We start from the raw sequence: 22,378 nt of genomic DNA, 5'->3' as shown, positions 1-22,378 counted from the left end.
ACGATGGAAAAGAGGTTGTGCAATTGTATATTCATGATGAATACGCAAGTATTGTTCGCCCGATAAAAGAGTTGAAAGGTTTTGAATTGGTGAATCTGAAAAAAGGAGAAACTAAAACGGTAAACTTTACTTTGACGGATAAAGAACTTGGTTTTTATGATAATGAAGAAAATTATTTAGTAGAACCGGGAACTTTTAAAATTATGGTTGGAGGAAGCTCTGATAAAGGTCTCACTACCCAATTTGAACTAAAATAATTAGAAAAACGAATTATTTGCATAAAATACGATTGCATTAAAACAATCAAAATAGCCTGAGCATAACTAATTAATAGTTGTACTCAGGTTTTTGGCAATATGATAAATTTCAAAATTAAAAGTATATTTTTTGTTTAGTTTTATTAATATTGTTAATTACACTTAAAAAAATAAAGGCGGATTCTCACAGAAGATTGATCAATAATACTGTAAAATGAAAAATATTAAATATATTCTTGTATGCTACTTTATAGGTTTAAACTGCCTGTTTTCTCAAGATAAATTTGATAACTATCAATTTAGAAGCATACAGGAAACTACTTCCAAAAGAGCCATTTCCTCAATTATTCAGGATAAAAATGGTTTTATTTGGATAGGTACAAATGGAACAGGCTTATATCGGTATGATGGAGTAAATTATTTTGGATATGAGTACAATAAAAATTCCGGTTCAATAAACAGCAACTTTATTTATTCCACTTTTGTTGATTCTGACAATAACTTATGGGTTGGCACTGATGACGGTTTATGCTTATATAACAGGGATTTAGATAATTTCACTAAAATCAATATTGAGGACGTAATCAGAAAAGGATATGATGAACCCATTACTGTAAAAACAATTATTCAGGACAACAATGGCAACTTAATCTTGGGTACTTATGGTTTTGGATTATTTAAACTTAACATAAAAACGTTAAAGACTACTTTGATTCCGTCAAAGGTACTGGACAAATTTAATTTTCTAATAAAATCTTCAGTAAAAAACAAACAAGGAATTATTTATTTAGGAACAAGTTACGGTCTTTTAGAACTTGATTTAAACGGGAAACTCAAACAGGTTTATAAAGACAAGTTTAAAAGAGAGCCTTTATTAGACGATATCGAAAATCTTGTTATAGATAAATTAGGATATATTTGGTTGGGAACTACTGAACATGGTTTGATTAAAATTAAGCCAGAAAATGATAATTACCAATTTGAAAATTATTCTGTAACCAAAAACAAAATCTTATCACTTATAGAAAGCAGTCAAAATTATATCATTTGCGGCACTGAAAATGATGGATTGTTGATTGTAAACTATAAAGGCCAGATAGTCCAGAAATATTTGCACAGCAAGTATAATGACTTTAGTTTAAAATCTAATTCTGTCTGGTCATTGTATCAAGATAAAGAAAAACGGCTCTGGTTAGGATATTTTAATAAAGGCCTTGGCGTATTTGACAAGCCAAATAACAAATTTAATTCTCTTGAATCACAAGTCAATAACGATAATTCTTTACAAACGAGCTATGTCACTTCAGTTATAAAAGACAAGAAAGGAAACCTTTTGATCAGTAACGAAGGAGGTGGACTCGATATTTATAATCTTGCCAATAAAAGTTTCATTCACGTAAATAAAAACAGCCAAAGTTATTATTCTGGTTTAGACGCTGCTGATATTCAAACCATATTCATAGACAGCAAGCAAAATATTTGGATAGGAAGCTGGGATCGCGGAATCTACTTTTTAAAAAATGGCACTACCCGATTCATAAATTATAATACAGCAAATACTGAAGGATTAAAATCGAATAGGATTTTTAGTTTTTCAGAAGATTTGAAAGGCAGAATTTGGATAGGAACTTTCATAAAAGGCTTGCATTATTTCGATAATAAGAACAATACATTTGTTCATTGCAACACAAAACCATTTATAGAAAACGCATTGGACAATGCTTTTATCCGTAAAGTTTTTGTAGATTCTGATAATGTTTTGTGGGTAGGAACGATCTTAGGATTGTATCAGGTAAGCTTAAAAGGCGATTCTGGCTTTAAAGTTACCAAAATGCGCGATGCCATGTTCAAAGACAAAACAAAATACAACAGTATCCAAACTATTTTATCAATCTATGAGTCTAACGATAAAACAATATGGATTGGAACAGACGGTGAAGGATTATTTAGTTATAATAAAAAAGATAGAACATTTTCAAACTATAATAATTTTCCAGGTTTCAAGGAAAAATCTGTTCGCTCCATAATTACTGACAATAATGGCTATTTATGGATAAGCGGTGGATTAGGATTAACAAAACTTGATTTAAAAAACAAAAAAAGCACCAATTTTACTAAAGATGATGGTCTCATTGATAATGATTTCAATAATAATGCCGTCTTTAAAGACGGAAATGGGAATCTATATTTTGGGAACTATGAGGGAGTAAATTATTTTAATCCTAGCGAGATCAAAAAAAACGAGAAAGCTCCAAAATTGTATTTCAGTGATTTCAAACTATTCAATAAATCTGTAAAACCTAATGAAGATGCTTCTCCATTAACCAAAGTAATTGGTCAAAGCAAAGAAATCATTCTTAATCATACGCAATCCGTTTTTACTATTGAATATGTTGGAATTAACTATAATTATTCTAAGAAAAACCAATATGCCTATTATCTACAAGGTTTTGAAAAGGATTGGAATTATGTGGGAAACAACAGAACCGCAACTTATACCAATCTACCACCCGGCCATTATGTTTTTAAAGTAAAATCTGCAAATGCAGATGGTTCATGGAATACTGTTCCAATAGAATTAAAAATAAAAGTCTTGCCGCCGTGGTGGAAAACTATTTGGGCCTATTTACTTTACACTTCGATACTGGTTTTTCTAACTATATACCTTAATAAAATATATCAAAATCGTTTTAAAGCAAAACAGGCTATAATTTTAGAAAAAGAAAAAAATATTCAGTCAGAGAAATTAAACAATAATAAGTTGCAATTTTTTACCAATATTTCGCATGAATTCAGAACACCATTAACACTAATTATCAATCCTTTAGAAGATATTCTGAAAAATAAAAATTTATCTCCTGAAATATATAACAAACTAAAAATTGTACACAAAAGTTCAGATAGACTTTCCAGACTTATCAATGAACTTATGGACTTTAATAAATTAGAGTTCAATAAAATTTTTCTTCAGGCCAAAAAAATTGAAGTCGTAGCATTTACACAAGGAATTAGAAGTTATTTTGATGAGGAAGCAGCCTCCCGAAATATTACTATTAATTTTGAGTCTGCATTCGATGAGCTTGAGGATTGGTTAGATCCTAAAATGCTGGAAAAAATACTGTTCAACATTATTTCAAATGCTTTTAAGTTTACTCCTGACAATGGTTTAATCACTATTTCTATAGCAAAATCAGAAAGTGATAATCTATTACTAATTGATGGGAATATAGTTCCTTCTTTTTCAATAACGATTACCGATACTGGTTCGGGTATTCGCAAAAAAGATCTGAAAAGAATATTTGACCGATTTTATCAGGTTAATAATGTAAATAAAGATTACTATGGAAGTACTGGAATTGGTTTGGAGGTTGTAAAAGAATTTGTGGAACTTCATAAAGGAAGAATTGATGTTGAAAGTCAGGTAGGACAAGGCACAAAATTCATATTAACCTTTCCTTTAGGCAAATCTATGTATAAAAAAAGCGAAATAATTGAGGTGGACAAAACAGAAAAGAATAAAACTAAATTCCTATCTGAATCTACTGATAAAGATGATTACTCAGACCAAACTGTAGAAAATGCCACTGAAACTGCAAAACCATACACTGTTTTAATTGTTGAAGACAATCCTGAATTGAGAAACTATCTAAAACAGGAATTAAGCAAATTATATAAAGTTATTGTAGCCGAAAATGGTCAAAAAGGCTACGAGCTTGCTGTTCAGAAATTACCAGATTTAATTATTACAGATGTTATAATGCCCATTATGGATGGACTGCAGATGTGTAAAAAAATAAAAGGTGATTTAAAAACAAGCCACATTCCATTACTAATGCTTTCGGCAAAAGCAATGGTAAAAGACAGATTAGAAGGTATAGATTCAGGTGCCGACATTTATCTCAGTAAACCGTTTGAGTTAGACATCTTAAAATCGAGTCTAGCACAGCTCATTACAAGCAGACAAATCATGTTTAAGAAATTTTATAGCGGAATCACAAAAGACGGAAAAGAAAAAACAACTTCGCTCGATAATGATTTCATTCAAAAGATTCTGCATTTTATAAATGAAAATATCAGCGAACCAGAATTAAGTGTAGAACTACTATCATCTAAAATTTTCCTAAGCAGAAGTCAGCTGTATCGAAAGATAAAAACATTAACGGGCGTTTCTGTAAATGAATTTATTAGAAATGTACGATTAGAAAAAGCAAAACAATTGATAGAAAAAGGGAATAATAATATTAATGAAATTAGCTATAAGGTTGGATTTACATCTCCCTCCTATTTCACTAAATGTTATAAGATTAAATACGGCCATTTGCCCACACAAGAAAAAGAACAAAAAAATAAACGTTAAAAATACCTCTTTAAAATAGAGAATAGCCTAAAAAAGAGCTTCGATATCATAATCGAAGCTCTTTTTTTGTAAGTCAATTTCCTCAAAAATCTTTTCTGTTATTTGAGAGCAAAATCTAATATATCTAAAATATTACTACTTCTTTTTTATACAAAAAGTATTTTTTTAGCAGTTTTTTCAGCAATACTTTATCGCCTGTTTTATATCATAATTGTTTCTTTTTAGCAATAGCAGCCCTTAATCTCCATTTTTTGCATCATTTGTTGCACAATATGCTTCATACGTTCTACAATAGCAGGGCACTACATTTTACTTTCGTTAAGAAATATTTAAGAAAAAGAGAATCTTCTTATAGCTCCACTTTTGAACATGTAAAAGTCTCTTCTATTAAATATTTTACAAGTAAAAACAAACTAACTTAATCGACCAATTTTTATGCAGAAAAAAACATTAAAAAAACTACTATGTTTAATAGTATGTATGTGGGGAAACTTTTTCTTTGCACAAACTGTTAAAGGAAAAGTAACATCAGGAGGCCTTGGCCTACCCGGTGTTGGTGTAGCAGTACAAGGAACAAAAAATGCTACAACCACTGATTTCGACGGAGGATTTATCTTAAACAATGTAGATCCGAAAAGCACATTGATTTTTAGCTATATAGGCTATAAGACTTTATCCCTGCCGGCAGACACAAAATCGGTGATGGTAGTCAACATGGTTAATGACCTTGAAAAATTAAATGAAGTCGTGGTTATTGGCTACGGTACTTCAAAAAGAAAGGATGTAAATGGCGCTATTTCTTCCATCAAAGCATCCGAAATTCAAGACAAACCTTTTATTTCCATCGATCAGGCTCTTGTAGGTAAGGCGGCTGGTGTAAATGTTACTCAAAATTCAGGGACTCCAGGAGGAGGAATTTCGGTGCAAATTAGGGGGATTACCTCTATTAATGGAAATGAACCTTTATATGTCATTGACGGAACACCGGTTTTTGCAGATAAAAACAACGACTCATTTGCATTTAGCGCATTAGGAGGAGGAAATGGGCAGACTAAAAACTCGGCTTTATCGGGATTAAATATTTCAGATATCGAGACCATTGATATCCTAAAAGATGCTTCATCAACGGCAATATATGGTGCAAATGGCGCGAATGGTGTCGTTTTGATTACAACTAAAAAAGGAAAAAAAGGAAAGTCGGCTTTCACATATGAGACGTATTTAGGTACTCAGCAAGTGGCAAATTCAGTTGATGTTTTAAACTTGCCTCAATATGCCACTTATCAGACTAAAATCTTCAAACTAAATGGAGAACCAGTTCCCTATCAATATCAAAAACCAAATTTATTAGGTAATGGAACAAACTGGCAGGACGAACTTTTCAGGACTGCTACTATGTATAATCATCAAATATCATTCTCAGGAGAAAAAGACGGAACAAGATATTATACCTCTTTGAATTATTTTGATCAGGAAGGAATTGTGATGAACTCAGGTTTCAATAGAATGTCCATTCGCTTAAATGTTGATTCAAATGTAAAATCATGGCTAAAAATTGGCAATAACATGTCAATAAGCAGATCGTCTCAAGAAGTAGTGCGAAACGATGATAGAGGTGGTTTAGTGATGAATACGCTAAGACAGTCTCCAGAATTGCCTGTTAGATCTGCCGATGGCTCTTATGCTGGCCCAACAAGCGGTTTAGGTTCTTCTGCAAATGAAGCAACCAACCCTATCGCATTGTCAGAATACAATAACGCAAAAGCAGACCGATACAAAGTAAATGGAAATTTCTTTGCCGATTTTACTCTTACCAAAGGATTAGTTTTTAGAACTGAATTGGGATATGATTTAAACTTTGCAAAAAGCAGCTCTTTTGCTCCCGCCTACACATTAGGAAATGTATCTGAATTACTAAACAAATCCTTCAAACAGCAGGATCAAAGTTTTTACTGGAGTTTAAAAAACTATTTAACATATAATAAAACATTTAACGAAAAACATAATTTCACTTTCTTACTAGGTCAGGAAGCACAAGAAAGCCAATACGAATACCTAAGCGGTTACAGGTCTGGTGATTTTCTAAGCAAAGATTTTACCAATTTAAACATTGGGGATATAGATACGGCTGTTAATGGAAATGGTTCTGGAAGATGGTCGATGACCTCATACATTTCGAGATTAAATTATAGTTTTTCTGATCGTTATTCTTTTTCAGCTTCTTTAAGAGCAGATGCCTCTTCTAACTTTGGGCCTAATAATAAATGGGGATATTTTCCATCATTTGCAGCAGGTTGGACCGTTAGCAACGAAAGCTTTTTTGAGTCATTATCCAACACTGTCAATTATCTGAAATTTAGAGCTGGTTATGGTTCGGTAGGAAATCAAAATATTCCTGCAAACAGATATCAAACCATTCTTTCATTGACTGCATCTCCATTTGGAGGAGTGTCTCCAACAATTGATAATTTAGGAAATCCAAATATTAAATGGGAATCGCTTAAGTCTTTCAATGTTGGTTTTGAACTCGGAATGCTAAGCAATAGAGTAAAATTAGACTTTGATTATTATATAAAACATTCTTCAAATTTCCTTACTAAGCAAATCAATGATGAGTCGAATCAAAGTGCATTAAATTATTATTTGAATACGGGTGAAATCCAAACTAAAGGGGTCGAACTTACCTTAAACACTAGAAACATTTCTACAGAAAATTTTACATGGGACAGTACTATTATTTTCTCAAAATATAACAATGAACTAACTAGTTTTCAAGGGGCAGGTAAATCTTTATTAGGTAAAGTACAATTCGACCTTTATAATGTTACGAGAACCACAGAAGGTCAGCCAGTTGGACAATTCTACGGATATGTTACAGATGGAATATTTAAAAATGCCGCAGAATTAGCCGCAGGACCAATCCAAGAAACAGGAACAGGAATTGGAGATATTCGTTTTAAAGATCTTAATAATGACGGAAAAATTGATGCTAAAGATCAAACCGCAATAGGAAGCGCAATTCCAGATTTTACCTATTCATTTACCAATAACTTTAAATACAAAAACATCAGTTTATCAATTGCTTTAACGGGAAGCCAAGGCAATGAAATCTACAACTTTACTCGTCATTATACAGATGGTATTTATCCTGGATTTGGAGATCGATTTGCGAATGTGAGCACAAGGGCTTTAGATGCTTTTGAACCGGGAGTAAATGAGAATACTAATGAACCAAGAATTACCCTTAATGACCCGAACGGGAATGGAAGAATCTCAAATAGATTTGTTGAAGACGGTTCTTATTTAAGAATTCAGAATGTTTCTTTGAGCTACGATTTACCAAGCAAAATCTTCGAAAAGTCTATTATATCTAAAGTTAGATTGTATGTCAATGTCCAAAACTTATACACATGGACAAAGTACTCTGGTTTTGATCCTGCTTTAGGAAATTTAGATCAAAATATAACCCTTAGCGGAATTGATCTTGGAAGATACCCAGTGCCAAGAATAACTTCTATGGGTCTAAATCTAGAGTTCTAAAATTTACAATCACAAATAAATTAATGATTCATAGTCGTTAAAATAAAAATAATAGTTATGAAAAAACTTTTTAAACTTTTTATGATTGGAATGGTGATACCATTGCTGTCTTTATTTTCCTGTTCTGATGATTTTTTGGATGCTCCATCTGAAAATCAATTGACGCCTAGCGATTTACCAGAAGGAATTACCGCTTTTGATGGAATAGCTGAGAGTTTGTATTTTAAACCTTGGTTCACTTTTAATGATAAATTCTTAATTGCCGTTGGCGATATGTACGCTGGTAACGCATTTACATTTGATGGTGCTTATGCACAATTTAAAGATGCAGAAGTAACCTCGCAAAATCCAATCCTGACAGAAGGTTATACTTCTTTATTTTCGGTTATTGATCAATCTAATAATTTAATGAGTTTGGTTGAAGACAGAAAGAGTGAACTTCCGGAAGCATCTTATAAAAATGCCATTGCAATCTCAAGATTTATGAGGGCCAATGCTTATTTCTATCTGGTAAGAACCTTTGGAGCCGTGCCAATTATTAACAAAGCAGGATCGGCTGCGCAACCAAAAAGAAATCTTGTTACAGATGTTTACAAATTCATAAAACAAGATTTAGAATATGCGATCGAAAATTTACCAGCAACTTCGGTAAAAAAAGGATATGTTACCAAATTTGCTGCTATGGGAATCCTTGCAAAAGTGCATTTGACATTAAATGAATATGCAGAATGTGCAACTCTAACTCAGAAAATTATCGGAAATCAATACACTTTAATTCAAGAGTACGGAAACTTATTTAGCAGTCCTGAAAATAATAATAGCGCCGAAAGCATGTTTGCCCTGCAATGGAAGGCAGTTGCTACAGAATGGGGAACTCAAAATACAAATCAAGCGTATATAGTTCCTGGAGGTACTGGAATAACTGGTGGTGGTGATGGCTGGGGCGTTTACTTGCCTTCTATTTCATTGCAAAGCGGCTTTGAACCAAATGACACTAGAAAAAAGAGTACAATCATGACAGATGGTGACTTTTATCCTGAGTTATTAAAGAATCAAGGCGGTTTTAGATATAAAAAAATATACTCATCGACTGCGGCTAATTTCAGAAAGTACATTGTAGGATCTGCTGCCGAAAGAAATGATGTGTTTTTTATGAGGACTTCGCAAAATACCATCATTTTAAGGTACTCTGACATTTTACTAATGAATTCTGAGGCTATTTTGGCAGGAGCCGGTTCGACTACTTCTGCATCTGCTTTAGACTCTTTTAATGAAGTAAGAGCCAGAGCGGGATTACCAGCTAAAACAGTTCTTACAAGAGATGATTTATTTAATGAAAGAAGAATTGAATTTGCACTTGAAGGACAATATTTCTTTGATTTAAAACGCCGTGGTTTAGCAGAAGCAACAGCCATTATTTCACAGCAAGAAGTTGGATTTTATTCTGATGATGACAGAACAGTATTGATTTCAAGAAAAATAACTCCTGGAAGCAACTACTTTGAATTGCCTTTACCGCAAACTGCTATTGATACTAATCCATCGTTATTAGAGCCTCCTGTTCCTTTTAACTTTAACTAACATTTACTATGATCAAGAAAATAACATATAGAATTATAATTCTTCTAGCACTGGTTTCTTTTGCTGCTTGCCAAAATGATGACGCACCTACTGCAAGCGTTGATGCAATGGTTGCCGAACCTGGCGATTTGCTTAATCAGGCCTTTCCATTAAACAAGGTCAGAGTTGAAGGTGAAGGTTTAAAAGGATTAAAAAAAATTACGTTGGACAATAAAATTAACATCAGTTTTAATCCAAACTATAATTCAGATCAAGCTTTTATTTTTACTATTCCTTTTGACGAAAAACTAGGAAGCAGATTTGGTGTGCAGCCTATTACGTTTGTAACAGGAACAGGATCAGTCACCAAAAACATAGAGATTTTACAACCTACTCCTACCATAACAAAAACAATTCCAGAGGTAGCAACTCCTGGGTTTCCATTAGAAATTGAAGGAACATGGTTTTACAATATTTCTTCCATCACTATGGGCGGAAAAACACTTAGTTATACGCTAAAATCGTCATCTTCAATTATCATTGGTTTACCTTCAAACGCAGTTTCAGGATCAGAGCTGGTTGTTACTACTCCAGGAGGTTCTGCAAAAAAAACAATCAATTTTGCAACTGTAGTTCTTGTGTCCGATTTTGACGGAAACGGTTCTAGAGAAGATTGGAGTGCTTATGGTGATATCGATAGTTTTAATGCCAATACCCCTGGTGGCCCAACAGGAAGTTATGCAACATTAGCATGGTCTGGTTCAACTGCAAATGGTTATAACGGAAGCAGTGCTGGTGGTGGAGCTAGTTTCCTAAGCACTTCTAATAATGATGCTTTAAAAACATTTATAGATATTGATGTAAGCGCAAATGTTGTGGGTGCTCAATTTGCCATTCAGCTAAATACTATTGATGGCGTAAATTATGGCTATAATTTTAAAGTAACCGATGTAAACTGGACCACCAAGACAATATTATTAAGCGATTTTAAAGATAATTACGGATTTGGTTCAAATTCGGCGGCAACGTTAGATCCTTCTAAAATTAATGAAATTAAAGTCGGTATTGCTCAAGGAGATACGCCAAATCCTAGCGTAATAAAATTCGACAATATTAAAATTCGTTACCAATAAAGAGACTTTTAGGCATAAATAAAAGAGGTCGTGATAAATCGGCCTCTTTTATAAATAAGGTCTAAAATGATACAAAAATTATAAACAAGGGTATTACCAATAACTAGAATACCTATAATAACAATACAGTATGAAAATTAAATTTTTACTAATGCTGGCCTGTCTTTTCTTTTTTTTGAACTCTTGTTCAAAAGATGACAATGTCGCTGTTAATGTTTTAGAAGCACCTATTGCAAATGCTCCAAAAGACGTGAATGACGAAGGCTTTAGAGCAAAATGGAATTACGTTTCCCACGCAAAAAGTTATCTTCTAGATGTTTCTACCAATGAGAATTTCTCCACTTTTGTCCCAAATTACAATGCAAAAGAAATTATCGATTTAAATGAAGTTGTTTCAGGTTTAAACGGAGGCACACAATATTATTACCGAGTTAGAGCAAAAAATGAAACAGAGATTTCTGGCTATTCAAATATTATTAGTGTTGTAACTACAGGTTCTAGCAACATTCCTGAGGATCCCACATTTTTAAAAGTAAAAGCCAATAAACTGGCAAATCCGTTTTTTGTAGGTATGGCAATTAAAGCATCGCAATTAACAAACGGAAGTCCTTATGATGTTATATTGAAAAATGAATTTAGCAGCATATCTGCCGAGTATGAAATGAAAATGGATCAAATTTCTGTTTCAAGTGGCGTTTACAACTGGACTGTTGCCGATAAAATCGTTACTTACGGAAATTCAAATGGCATCAATGTTCACGGTCATGCTTTGGTATGGCATAATTCGGTACCGCAATGGTTAAAAGATTTCTCCGGAACTGATGCTGAATTTAAAGCCGAAGTAAAAAAGTACATTACAGATGTAGTTACACATTATGCCGGAAAAATAAAATCATGGGATGTCGTAAATGAAGCTGTAGATGATAATGGCGGCACTATGAGAAATACAATTTTTCTTCAGCGAATGGGTGCTAACTATGTTAAAGACTGCTTTCAATGGGCAAAAGATGCAGCAATCGCTGCCGGTGACAACTCTTTACTTTTGTTCTATAATGATTATGCAACTTCAACTAATGTTCTTAAACAAGATAAAGTTTTTAGCATTATCGATGATTTAAAAGCAAACAATCTTATTGATGGAATCGGTTTTCAGATGCATAATAACTATTTAAATCCAACAAAAGCTCAAATTGAAGCCGACTTTAACAAAGCTGTAGCAAAAGGCGTGAAAATTCACGTTTCTGAATTGGATATTCAAGTCAATCAATCTAACGATATCACAACTTTTACAAATGAAAGAAGATTAGCCCAAAAAGAAAAGTACAAAGAAATTGTACAACTGTACAATGCACTTCCGGCAGTAAATAAATACGCCATAACTATTTGGGGAATGAAGGATAATGAATCATGGATTCCGTTTAGTACAGAACTAAACCATCCAGGAAATGACTGGCCTTTGTTATACGATTCAAATTTTGCAATAAAAAGTTCACATACGGGATTTCTGGAAGGTTTAGATTAATTTTTTTTAAGCTATAGTAATTTACTTCAACTATTAATAAACCAAAAAATTAAATTATGAAAAAATTAAATTTGTTTGCATTAACAGTTTCATGTGTATTAAGTTTGGGATTTGCATCTTGTGCAGATGACGCGAGTCCGATGGCGAAAGAACAATTAAAAAATGCAGATGTAAATACAGTTACAAAAAACAGTACAAGCAAAGTAGCAAATGCGCCTTGGGTCAAACAATTTGAGGAAACATTTGATGTGGGTTCTAATTTGTCGCAATGGACAAAAGAGCAACGTGCAGATTATAATTCTTGGTATTGTGATTATTACAGCTCTGTGCCAACCACACAATGGAGAGACGGAAGGCAATGTTTAGAAATCAAGACTACAAAATTAAGCACATACAAATATCAATCTGGATTCATTACCTCAAATTATCAATACAAACCAGAAAACAACACAGAATATATGCTTTCTGCAAATATTAAGCTAATAGCCATGGATGGAAGTACTTATAAGTCTTTTACTGAAACTTATGGTGCATGGCCAGCCTTTTGGTCGGTGCAAGGAAATGCTTGGCCAACTAAAGGGGAAATAGACATCATGGAAGGTTATTCTTTTGCCCCAAATGCAAGCCGTTTTACCTCTAATCTTTTTTATGGGACTTCTTCTGGAACAAATCTTATAGGAAACTCTGCAGAAAGAAATTATCCTGCTAATTTTGATATCAATGGAAATGGCGGATGGCATTTATATGAATCTTTTTGGAAAATGAAAGACAATGTTGTAACAATAACCATAAAAGTCGACAATGTGACCGTAGCAACTTATACTAATGGTAGTGCCAATAATCTTAATCTCAATAATTTTGGACCACACTCTATTATATTAAATATGAATGTGGGATCAAAAGACTCCAATTTTATTGATCCAAATAAAATCAACTTATTCTCAACTGCAATGATGTGGGTTGATGATGTAACAGTTTATAAAAGGCCCATATAATTTAAATCGTAGTTGATTTTCCCTTCTAATTAAGTATTTTTATTAAAGATTGCAGCATTTATTTTAAACAAGCTAAATTAAATCTGACATTTCTCATAGCAACATCATAGCATCAAAGATTTTAAAAAGAAGAAATGCAGGAAAAATGCAGGTTTCAAACTTAAAGTTCGAATCCTGCTCTCCCTACGAAAAGACGGAAAACGTAAAGTTTTCAATCTTTTCAAAAAGCCATAAAAAAAATCTGAAGACCTGCAAATCGTTGAATTTGCAGGTCTTTTTCGTTTTAGCCCTTTTTCAATATTTATAAATTCTCACAAAATTACATATGACGAATCGGTGCAATCAGAAACCGCAAAAATCCCTTATATCACAAGGATTAACAAGATTAATGAGTTGATTTGGCAGTAATATTATTCTACATTTAATTAATTTAAAAAGTAGGATTAAGTTAGAAAGTAGTTTTGATTTGGGATTCTTCTTAAAAAGACTCAAAATAGAAAGCAACTAACTCTCCCTTTTTTTAATAAACGAATCTCTATAACCATCTTCTTCCTCACTCGCCAAAATAAAGAATGGAAAAATTCTAAGCTGACTGATGTTAAGCTTGGATAAAAACATTATAAAATAAAAAAACAGCCCGACGGCTGTTTTAATTTTTATGCTATATTACCATAAATCTTTGATTTTCAAAAAATGTTAGATGAAGGAATTAACCGCCAGCACATCTGACAGATCACCTTATTTTTTCAAAATAAATTTCTGAGCTTTAAATAAATTGCGATCTGTTTTTTTTATTAAATAAACGCCGTCTGTAAGATTTTCCAAGTGAATTGTGTTTAGAATATCTGCATTTAGATTTACTGATTTTACAATTTTTCCAGAGGCATCTATAATAATGTAATTCCCATCATATTTGGTAACAATATTTAAAATTCCTTTGCTTGGAACAGGATACATTTTAAAGTCGGATACTTCGAAATCATCTAGTCCCAAAGTATTTACATTAATACAATCAGAAAGAATTGTACAGCCTGCAACGGTAATTTCAACCTTATAATCTCCAACGACTGATGGTTTAAATGATTGGTTTGTTTCATTTGTCAGTAGTGTGTTAGGGCACTTATACCATTGATAAATAGCTCCAGAATGATCTGATGTTAAGGTTCCAGAATTTAATGTTACTGTTTTCAGAATTGCTGAAGAATTGTTAATTGTTAATGCCAAAGTTTTAGTATCACATCCTGAAGAATAAGTATAATTTCCAGAAGCTGTATAAGTAGCGCCATTTACTGCCCAGGTATAGCTATCACAAGCGCTTTCTGTTTGTGTAGAACTTGTAGAATTAGTGATCGTTAATGCTAAAGTTTTCGTATCACATCCCGAAGAATAAGTATAATTTCCAGAAGCTGTATAAGTAGTACCATTTACCGGCCACGTATAGCTGTCGCAAGCAGTTTCAGTCTGTGTGGAACTTGTAGAACTAATGATTGTTAATGCTAAAGTTTTGGTATCACATCCAACCATTGCTGTGTATGTTCCTGAAGCTGTATAAGTTGTTCCATTTGCGCTCCATGTGTAAGAATCACATGCTGTTATTGTTTCAGGTACAGAAGTTGTAGATGGAGTAATAGTCAAATTTAGAGTTTTTGTATCACATCCAATAACTGTAGTATATGTTCCAGAAGCGGTATAAGTTGTTCCATTTTCACTCCAGGTATAAGAATCGCATGCATTTACTGTTACTGGCGTTGATGCTGTTGAAGGAGTTCCTGTTACAGTTTTTACTAGAACTCTGTCGCTTGCACAATAAGCCGTTTCACAAGCAACACAATAAGTAGTATTATTTTCTGTAGGTGTTGCAGAAACTGAATTTCCTGCTGCAAAGCTTGTTCCTCCTGTCATCGCGTTATACCAGGTAGCAGTTGTACCAAGCGGACAAGTAGCATTTAAAGTAACAGCTGTGCTTCCCAAACAAGGAATATTTTGTGTATCTGCAGTAACTGTAGCACTTTCTGGTTTAATTGATGTTACTGTAATATTAGAATTTACAGTGGCAAAATTAGAACCGCTAACAGTTGCCTGATTTGTAACTGAACATGTATTTTGCGGTAACACTTCCGCAGCATTAATTGTCGCACTAAAAGTAATCACGGTGCTTTTTCCAGAAGCTAAAGTAAATGGTCCGGCAGTAAGCGTTTCAGTCGAAGCATTTACTGCTACAGTTTTAGCTGATACTAAATTATTAGCAGTATTGCCGCTCATAGATTCTGTTGCAGGGGCAGTTGTTTCTTCCTGTGCTATTTCTTTTTGAATAGACATTTTTGAAGCAGTTCCATTGTCAGGAATAGTGACAGTTCCTGAAATTATAGTTCCTGTTCCACCTTCGTCTAGTCCTACTCCTGTTGGAGTATTAGCATTGTTGCCATTCCAGAAAGTTGTTAATGCTGCACTTCTGTTTCCACTTCCTGAAACATAAGCTGGACTACCTTGTAAAATTACCGAACAATTTGGTCCCTGAGAGAGTACGTCAAAATTTCCTGCTCCTAATCCGCTTGCAGAGTTAACTATATTGCCAGTAACCTTTGCGGCGCTAATCATTGTACTAGAAGAATTATCAGCATTGGCAAGTACTCCAATATGAGCGTAAGCATTATTTATAACACTAATGCTATTGTTAGTAATAGAGGCATCAATTCTTCCTGTACTCAATACGGCGTTATCATTTGCTTCAGAAAAAATTCCGTAATTAGCGGCATTAGTAATTACATTATTAGCTATTTCAGTAATATGTTTTGCATTTCCATAAGCAGCAACGCTAATTCCATTGCTGGAAGAAGTTGAGCCTCCTCCATCAATAATATTATTATTTATGCGTCCTTTTATAGTTCCTGAGCCTTGATTTCCAACACTACATGCAGAAAGACCATTATAACTTGATTTTAATGTGTTATTTATAATATTATAGTTTACGGTTGCAGCACCAATTACTTGTAAATCTAAACCATTACTTCCAGGACTTACAGTTGCTGCATTTATAGTATTAGCATCTGTGGATACATTATTACCTCCAATTTGAACAGTATTTACAGAAGATCCGCTAAAATTTAGTGCTAAACCAGTAGTTTTTGAATTAGAAAAATCATTCTTTTTAAAAACTAATGTATTGTTTGTAGTTCCTTTAGCTTGAAAAATAAAATTACTGTCTCCGTTTGATTTATTAAAAGAGTTTTTAAATTGACAACCGGTTACTGCCAAATTAAGTGTAGGATTTTGAGAAAGCTGGCCGTTAAATCCAAAAAAACCTCTTCCCCAAGAATCATTAACATTTGTGTTTGTTATCGAACATGTCCCTTTTAAATTTAATGCAAATATCCCTCCAACATTTACATTCTGTCCATTTGCACTTCCACAGCCTGTAATAGTACTATTACTTAATACAAAGTTATTAACATCATTCAAATTTATTCCAACAGAGTTTGTAGTACCAATGATAACAATATTATCTAAACTAACACCTCCAGAGATAGTTTTAAAATGCAGTGCGCCATAAGAATTAGTGTTATCATCTTCAGGATCAATAATTACAGTAGTAGAATTATTTGCATTAGTGAAACTCATGTTTTTAAGCGTAACATTGGCACACGATATAAACTCAACACCTCTTAATGCTATATTTTGTATTGTCCCTCCGGATCCTGCAGTAGATCCTGCTCCTGTAACCTGAAAACTTCCTTGTGAACTACTTACAGAAATTCCTTTAGACACACCACTAGCCGAAATACTGGTAAAAATGCAATCTAAAGCACCACCACTGGTAATATTAACGGCCTGTGCATTTGTTGTACTAATAGTCGTATTCCTTACTTTTAAAGCTCCTACATTCGAACCAGATAAAGTACCCGTTAGCGCAACAGCTTGAATATCATTATTTGCCTTTAAATTGACACCCGCAATAGTAGGATTTGTTCCGCCTGTAGAAGGTAAAGCATTACTATAAGTTGGCACAGTAAGACTTAATATAGAAGCCAAACTCGAAGTTGCCCCTTGTCCAATTACTTTTTGATTATCATTTAAAGTCAAAAGTCCGGTTACTGTACCCGTGTAGATAAAAATAGGATATGCAGTGCTGCCAGTAATACTATTTAAGGCTTTATAAGGTGTAGCTAATGTTCCGTTTCCTGCTGTTGCCGCTGCACTATTAACAAAGATTATAGGAGTGCTTACAGTAATATTTACCGTAGCAGATGAAGTTTTACCGCTAGCAGTGGTTAATGTATAGGTAAAACTATCAGATCCAGAATATCCCGCGTTTGGATTATAAGTAAAAGAACCATCTGCATTCAAAACAGTGGTTCCGTTTGCTGCTCCAGTTAATAAAGAAGCTGATAAAGCTGTTCCATCAGGGCTAAAATCATTTGTTAAAACACCGCCTACTGCATCTACATTTATTCCAACGTTTCCAATACAGGAATAAGAATTATTGTTTGCTATTGGTGTTGCTTTAAAAGAGTTTGGAATTAAGGTTAGATTAGAATCTAAAATATCCTGAAAATTCATTCCTAAAGCATCCTCTGCACCCGTATTTGTTATAGTTACAGTAAAATCAAGCTGAGAGCCAGGCTGAGCGTTTCCACCTCCATTTACCACTACAGCGTTTGTTACAGTAACTGTAGCAGCTACAGCAGGCGTACTTGTATTGCTTGTTTTGATGGAAGCGTTTTTAACTTTATTTTCTTTTTTCTTATCAATAAAAGTTTTTTCAGCTTTTACAAAACTTTCAACTATAGGAGCAACAAAGTTTTTCTTAATAATAGTATTGTATTTCATTCCAAAACTTAGAAATCCAACTAGTATTATTACAACTAAGAGTTTGTTATTTTTCATTTTTTTGCTTTTAATTAGCCTAATTAAGAAAATACTGCTTCATATTTCATTCCCACTTCATCAAACCCTAGTGGTGTAAGAAATAATTCTAAATTGCCTTCTTCAGGGTGTATAACATTAAAAATACCCTGTTCGTAATATTCGTCTTTTTGCTGCGTTCGAAAAACAAGAGAAAATGGAGTTCTTTGCAATGGAGAAAAACTATTAAATTCAGTTACAGAAATTAAATCAGCATCATGCTGAATTTCTTCCGAAAATTTAATGACAAATACTCTGTTAAGTAGAGAATTAAAGTTATTTACAGAGAGTAAAGATATATCCATATAATTTTGTTAATCGTTAAAATCAGTTATTAGAATTCCATTCCATTAAGTGGTAAACACCATTTGCTTCACTTATTTTTTTAAATCCTAATCGTTTATATAAATTCATTGCAGGGTTAAAAACTTCAACATGTATCGAGACATTTAAATTATTATTGCCTGCTTTTTTTAGAATTTCATTTAAAATAGAGCTGCCAATATTTTTATTTCTCCATTCAGGTAATATTGTAATATCTATAATTCTGACAGGTTCATTTTCAGAAAGAAAATCAATATATAATCTTCCAATCGGAACTTTTTCTTTTTCAATTATATAAAATTTTGCATCCAAAAAATTCTTCTGATAATATTCATGCTGAACAGAAAATTGCTGATCAATAAAAAGTCTTTTTTGTTCATCGTTCCAATTGGTTCCTTTGTCCAGTTCTTCTTGACGGGTACTGCCATATATTTCCCGAAGAAGGGTTTTATCACTTTCATGAATATCTCGAAAACTAATATTTTTAATTTCTAAATTCAAATCCAATTAAATTAGCCTCTTGCTGGAAAAATTCCCTGAAGAGCAATACAAAAATTCATTGTCAAATAAGGCATCATATTATTGTGTGGTAATCCAGAACCAGCAATAGATACAGAATTTAAACTCATATTAGCATTTGTTCCTGACTGACCGTAAATTCGTATAGGATTTCCACGGCCTAAACTATTATTAGTTGGAGATGTGGATTGTGAGTTCAAAGTCGCTGCCATTAATGAATGATTGTGAGATGGAATTTCAGATTCAAGCAAACTAACATTTTCACTTCCGCCTGTTTCTCCTAAATCATGTAAAGATAATCCGGGACCTTGTCCTGGATGCATAGGAACACTCCCTTGTAAATTCGGCAGGGCAAAAGTGCTTTTCCCATCGCCTCCATATGTGGTGCCCAGCAAAGAAAAAAGTGCTGTATTTTGAGATATAGGCAATAATTGCCCGTTGCACATAGCCCAGCCTACTGGTGCAAAATTGAACGGAAAAAGGCGTATCTCGGCAACAAATTGATCCATAGATATATTGTTTTTATTTTTATTTAAAAAGTATCGAAAATTTTAAATTTCTTATTATTGAGTAGGAAATATTCCAAACAATGAAATAATAAAACTGACACACAAATAAGGCTGAAAATTAGTATGGGGCTGACTTCCACCTGTAGCTGTAATGGAAGTTGCGCTTAAAGCTGCTGTTGGTGCAGCACTAGAATACATTTTACTTCCTGGAGGATTAGTGCTAAACAGCGCATTGGACGGACTCGCAGTATCTGCTAAATCTGTAGTTGCTATTAAACTATGAGTATGAGCAGGAATTTGATTAATAGTCAACGTAATATCTTCTACTCCACCTGTTACTCCCAATGCATAGCTTATATTAGAAGAGGATGTACCTGAATGAATAGGAACTCTTCCACGTAAATCTGGTAAAGCAAAAGTACTTTGACCATCGCCTCCATAAGTAGTGCCAATTAATTGAAATAATGGTTCATACTCAGAAATAGAAAGAATCTGTCCTTCACAGAACATCCATGCTACAGGAGCAAAGTTTCCTGCAAACATTCTAATTTCCCCAATGTAAGGTTGTGCCATATTTATACTTTTTACAATTAATAATTAATTTGGGGAAGGAAAAATACCTTGTAAAGCAATACAAAAATTCAAGGTCAGGAATGGTTGCATGTTTAAATGAGGCTGATTTCCCCCGACACTACTAAGAGAACCAGAGTTCAACGAAGTAAAATTTTGACTTTGACCGCTATAAACTAAATTAGGAGCAGTATTAGCCAATGAATTTAAAGGGCCAGGTACATTGCTACTTACCGAATCTGTTTTCGCCTGCAATATATGAGTGTGCTGAGGCAGTTCTGACACACTTATAGTATGTACTTCTTCTCCACCTTGCTCTCCTATCGTATGCCCATTTCCAAAATGAATAGGAGTTCTTCCTCTTAAATTTGGCAAAGCAAATGTCGTTTGTCCATTACCGCCATACATTGTTCCTAACAATGAAAACAAAGCTTGATTTTGGTTTATAGGCAAAAACTGCCCATTACATAAAGTCCAGCCTCTTGGGGCAAAGTTAAAAGACACGATACGTATTTCTCCTAAATAAGGTGTTGCCATAATTTTGACTATTTATAGGTTATTCATAGCAATTATATTAGACCAAAAAAGAATCAGAAGCAAAACTATGCTTAGAAATTATTTCCTTTTGGTATACAATAGAATTACCTTCTTTTATGATAATTTTTGTTACGGTTTGTTGCGGGGCTAAATTAGTGTGAAGAGAAATGCTACCTTTCCTCGTATCATATCCATAAGGATTTAATTTTTGTGTAGGCGCAGGAAATAAATAATGAGATAAATTAACCTCATTTCGATATATATTTAAGTCATGCATAGCTGCTGCAATTGCTTCCAAATCAAATCCCGATAAAGATCTTAGAGATTTCCAGTTGCCATTTGAATCTTTTCCAAAACATAGCAAAACATTATCAACTCTTCCAGCAGCCTCCGTTTGAAGATGCATAGGAAACATTTTTAACAGGCCGTCTGAAGAGCTGAAACAATAATTTCCTGAAGCAGCATATCCCGTTTTTTCCCAATTTAAAATAGATTTTTTATAACAATCTGCCAGAGATTGATCTAAAAGGAAAGCATCAAAAAAAGTTACTTTTGAGAATTTGGCTAGAATATTTCCTTCATCATTTTCTGAAATCGAAAAATTTTCCAAAGTGCTCTGAGCTGTTAGAGAGCCACAAAAAAGAGTTGTTGCACCCACAAATCCAACATTTTTTATAAAATTTCTTCGTGCTAAATTGATCATAATTCCCTGCTTTTCTGTTAAATTCTCAGTAAAAATAATAAAAGGAAATCTTAAATTATAATTTTTTGTTAAATAACACAATAAAAAATACACAAGCACGTTGTACTATTCTTTTTTTTAAAGAAAACACTTATAAGGACGAATAAACAAACATAAACTGGAGACTTAGAAAGAAAGTACCGCTTTGCATCATAATATATCTTTTAAATTTTGCATTTGATTTTTATTTTAGCACAACAATTCAAATCAACTTAGGGAGTCGACATCTTTCTCACCAATAAATTTGACAAGTGATAAACACAAGTATTTACATAGGATAAGATATCTCTTTTGAGACCTCTTTCTCCTACTTATTTTTTTTGGTTCGCTTGCCAACATTAAAACTTACCACATTTTTAGATTTTTTTTCTAATGCATAGACCAGCCAAATATAGTTTTTCTTGTACCTAATGCACATGCAAGGTTCATCAACTTCATAAGTTTTGCCTTTGCTGACAATTGAAATAATTCTTTTCAATAAAGTTGTCGCTGATATTTTCAGCATACTTGCCTCACATCTTATTCCTAAGCCTTCTTTGGTTAATTGGATAATATTCTGACGTGTATCTGCTTTATAAGCCTCATAAGCATAATTTTTAACTCTGATTTTCCCATATACTCTGCAGACATATCTTTGACTCCCAGACTTTGTCTTTCCATTCTTTACCATCACCAACACATCTGTAACACCTAGTCTGGTTTTACTCCATTTTTTTTTTAGATTTAAGACATTACAAAAATAACAAACAGCCCGAAGGCTGCTCTAATTTTATGTGGCATTACTATAAATCTATGATTTTCTCTAAATGGCAATTTTCACAAACATATGAAAAACAAAAAATCCCCATCAGATTACTGATGAGGATTCTTAAAAGAAAGGCGACGACATACTCTCCCACAATGCTGCAGTA

The 22,378-nt window shown here is 33.3% G+C and carries 14 protein-coding genes and 1 pseudogene; 7 read left to right on the top strand and 8 right to left on the bottom strand.

From position 1 onward, the window contains the following. The 7 genes from ABXT06_RS22425 to ABXT06_RS22395 form a co-directional block, all read left to right on the top strand. Positions 1 to 257, top strand: a 257-nt coding sequence (locus ABXT06_RS22425; RefSeq protein ID WP_354592715.1) for a fibronectin type III-like domain-contianing protein, incomplete at its 5' end; no start/stop codon positions are given. A gap of 214 nt (positions 258 to 471) precedes the next feature. After that, positions 472 to 4,614 carry a two-component regulator propeller domain-containing protein gene (locus ABXT06_RS22420; protein WP_354592714.1) on the top strand — a complete coding sequence of 1,381 codons (4,143 nt, stop codon included), beginning with the start codon at positions 472 to 474 and terminating at the stop codon, positions 4,612 to 4,614. 435 nt (positions 4,615 to 5,049) lie between these two features. Further along, complete coding sequence (locus ABXT06_RS22415; RefSeq protein ID WP_354592713.1) at positions 5,050 to 8,154, top strand: SusC/RagA family TonB-linked outer membrane protein; 3,105 nt, start codon at positions 5,050 to 5,052, stop codon at positions 8,152 to 8,154. Positions 8,155 to 8,211: 57 nt separating this feature from the next. After that, positions 8,212 to 9,735, top strand: coding sequence for a RagB/SusD family nutrient uptake outer membrane protein (locus ABXT06_RS22410; protein ID WP_354592712.1), 1,524 nt, complete (start codon positions 8,212 to 8,214; stop codon positions 9,733 to 9,735). Between the two features lie 8 nt (positions 9,736 to 9,743). After that, on the top strand, positions 9,744 to 10,847 hold the full coding sequence (locus ABXT06_RS22405; protein ID WP_354592711.1) for a hypothetical protein: 1,104 nt from the start codon (positions 9,744 to 9,746) through the stop codon (positions 10,845 to 10,847). A gap of 130 nt (positions 10,848 to 10,977) precedes the next feature. Then, entirely contained in the window at positions 10,978 to 12,369 is a 1,392-nt protein-coding gene (locus ABXT06_RS22400; RefSeq protein ID WP_354592710.1) for an endo-1,4-beta-xylanase, read from the top strand. Positions 12,370 to 12,425: 56 nt separating this feature from the next. Next, positions 12,426 to 13,364, top strand: coding sequence for a LamG domain-containing protein (locus tag ABXT06_RS22395; protein WP_354592709.1), 939 nt, complete (start codon positions 12,426 to 12,428; stop codon positions 13,362 to 13,364). Positions 13,365 to 14,102: 738 nt separating this feature from the next. Here ABXT06_RS22395 and ABXT06_RS22390 read toward each other — a convergent pair. From ABXT06_RS22390 to ABXT06_RS22355, 8 genes and pseudogenes are all read right to left on the bottom strand, one after another. Then, positions 14,103 to 18,248 (bottom strand): Ig-like domain-containing protein, encoded by a 4,146-nt coding sequence (locus tag ABXT06_RS22390; protein ID WP_354592708.1) that lies wholly within the window; start codon positions 18,246 to 18,248, stop codon positions 14,103 to 14,105. Positions 18,249 to 18,271: 23 nt separating this feature from the next. Beyond that, complete coding sequence (locus ABXT06_RS22385; protein ID WP_354592707.1) at positions 18,272 to 18,571, bottom strand: DUF6916 family protein; 300 nt, start codon at positions 18,569 to 18,571, stop codon at positions 18,272 to 18,274. A 22-nt stretch (positions 18,572 to 18,593) separates the two neighbouring features. Beyond that, positions 18,594 to 19,091 (bottom strand): GNAT family N-acetyltransferase, encoded by a 498-nt coding sequence (locus ABXT06_RS22380; protein ID WP_354592706.1) that lies wholly within the window; start codon positions 19,089 to 19,091, stop codon positions 18,594 to 18,596. An 11-nt stretch (positions 19,092 to 19,102) separates the two neighbouring features. Further along, on the bottom strand, positions 19,103 to 19,618 hold the full coding sequence (locus ABXT06_RS22375) for a phage tail protein (protein ID WP_354592705.1): 516 nt from the start codon (positions 19,616 to 19,618) through the stop codon (positions 19,103 to 19,105). Between the two features lie 54 nt (positions 19,619 to 19,672). After that, positions 19,673 to 20,191, bottom strand: coding sequence for a phage tail protein (locus ABXT06_RS22370; RefSeq protein ID WP_354592704.1), 519 nt, complete (start codon positions 20,189 to 20,191; stop codon positions 19,673 to 19,675). 24 nt (positions 20,192 to 20,215) lie between these two features. Further along, the gene (locus ABXT06_RS22365) at positions 20,216 to 20,725 is read right to left on the bottom strand and encodes a phage tail protein (protein WP_354592703.1); all 510 of its coding nucleotides are present in this window, start codon (positions 20,723 to 20,725) and stop codon (positions 20,216 to 20,218) included. A gap of 37 nt (positions 20,726 to 20,762) precedes the next feature. After that, positions 20,763 to 21,428, bottom strand: coding sequence for a hypothetical protein (locus tag ABXT06_RS22360; RefSeq protein ID WP_354592702.1), 666 nt, complete (start codon positions 21,426 to 21,428; stop codon positions 20,763 to 20,765). Positions 21,429 to 21,783: 355 nt separating this feature from the next. After that, a pseudogene (locus ABXT06_RS22355) lies at positions 21,784 to 22,137 on the bottom strand (IS1-like element transposase); the annotation flags it as partial. Positions 22,138 to 22,378: the final 241 nt, after the last annotated feature.

The sequence above is a fragment of the Flavobacterium sp. UW10123 genome, assembly GCF_040538975.1.
GTDB lineage: Bacteria > Bacteroidota > Bacteroidia > Flavobacteriales > Flavobacteriaceae > Flavobacterium.
This window is presented reverse-complemented; position numbering and strand designations above follow the sequence as displayed.

Bases quoted from the DNA above. Each gene is read 5' to 3' on its own strand.
- ABXT06_RS22410 (WP_354592712.1), top strand. From the start codon at position 8,212: ATGAAAAAACTTTTTAAACTTTTTATGATTGGAATGGTGATACCATTG.
- ABXT06_RS22420 (WP_354592714.1), top strand. From the start codon at position 472: ATGAAAAATATTAAATATATTCTTGTATGCTACTTTATAGGTTTAAAC.
- ABXT06_RS22360 (WP_354592702.1), bottom strand. From the start codon at position 21,428: ATGATCAATTTAGCACGAAGAAATTTTATAAAAAATGTTGGATTTGTG.
- ABXT06_RS22370 (WP_354592704.1), bottom strand. From the start codon at position 20,191: ATGGCACAACCTTACATTGGGGAAATTAGAATGTTTGCAGGAAACTTT.
- ABXT06_RS22400 (WP_354592710.1), top strand. From the start codon at position 10,978: ATGAAAATTAAATTTTTACTAATGCTGGCCTGTCTTTTCTTTTTTTTG.
- ABXT06_RS22395 (WP_354592709.1), top strand. From the start codon at position 12,426: ATGAAAAAATTAAATTTGTTTGCATTAACAGTTTCATGTGTATTAAGT.
- ABXT06_RS22405 (WP_354592711.1), top strand. From the start codon at position 9,744: ATGATCAAGAAAATAACATATAGAATTATAATTCTTCTAGCACTGGTT.
- ABXT06_RS22375 (WP_354592705.1), bottom strand. From the start codon at position 19,618: ATGGATCAATTTGTTGCCGAGATACGCCTTTTTCCGTTCAATTTTGCA.
- ABXT06_RS22385 (WP_354592707.1), bottom strand. From the start codon at position 18,571: ATGGATATATCTTTACTCTCTGTAAATAACTTTAATTCTCTACTTAAC.
- ABXT06_RS22390 (WP_354592708.1), bottom strand. From the start codon at position 18,248: ATGAAAAATAACAAACTCTTAGTTGTAATAATACTAGTTGGATTTCTA.
- ABXT06_RS22365 (WP_354592703.1), bottom strand. From the start codon at position 20,725: ATGGCAACACCTTATTTAGGAGAAATACGTATCGTGTCTTTTAACTTT.
- ABXT06_RS22415 (WP_354592713.1), top strand. From the start codon at position 5,050: ATGCAGAAAAAAACATTAAAAAAACTACTATGTTTAATAGTATGTATG.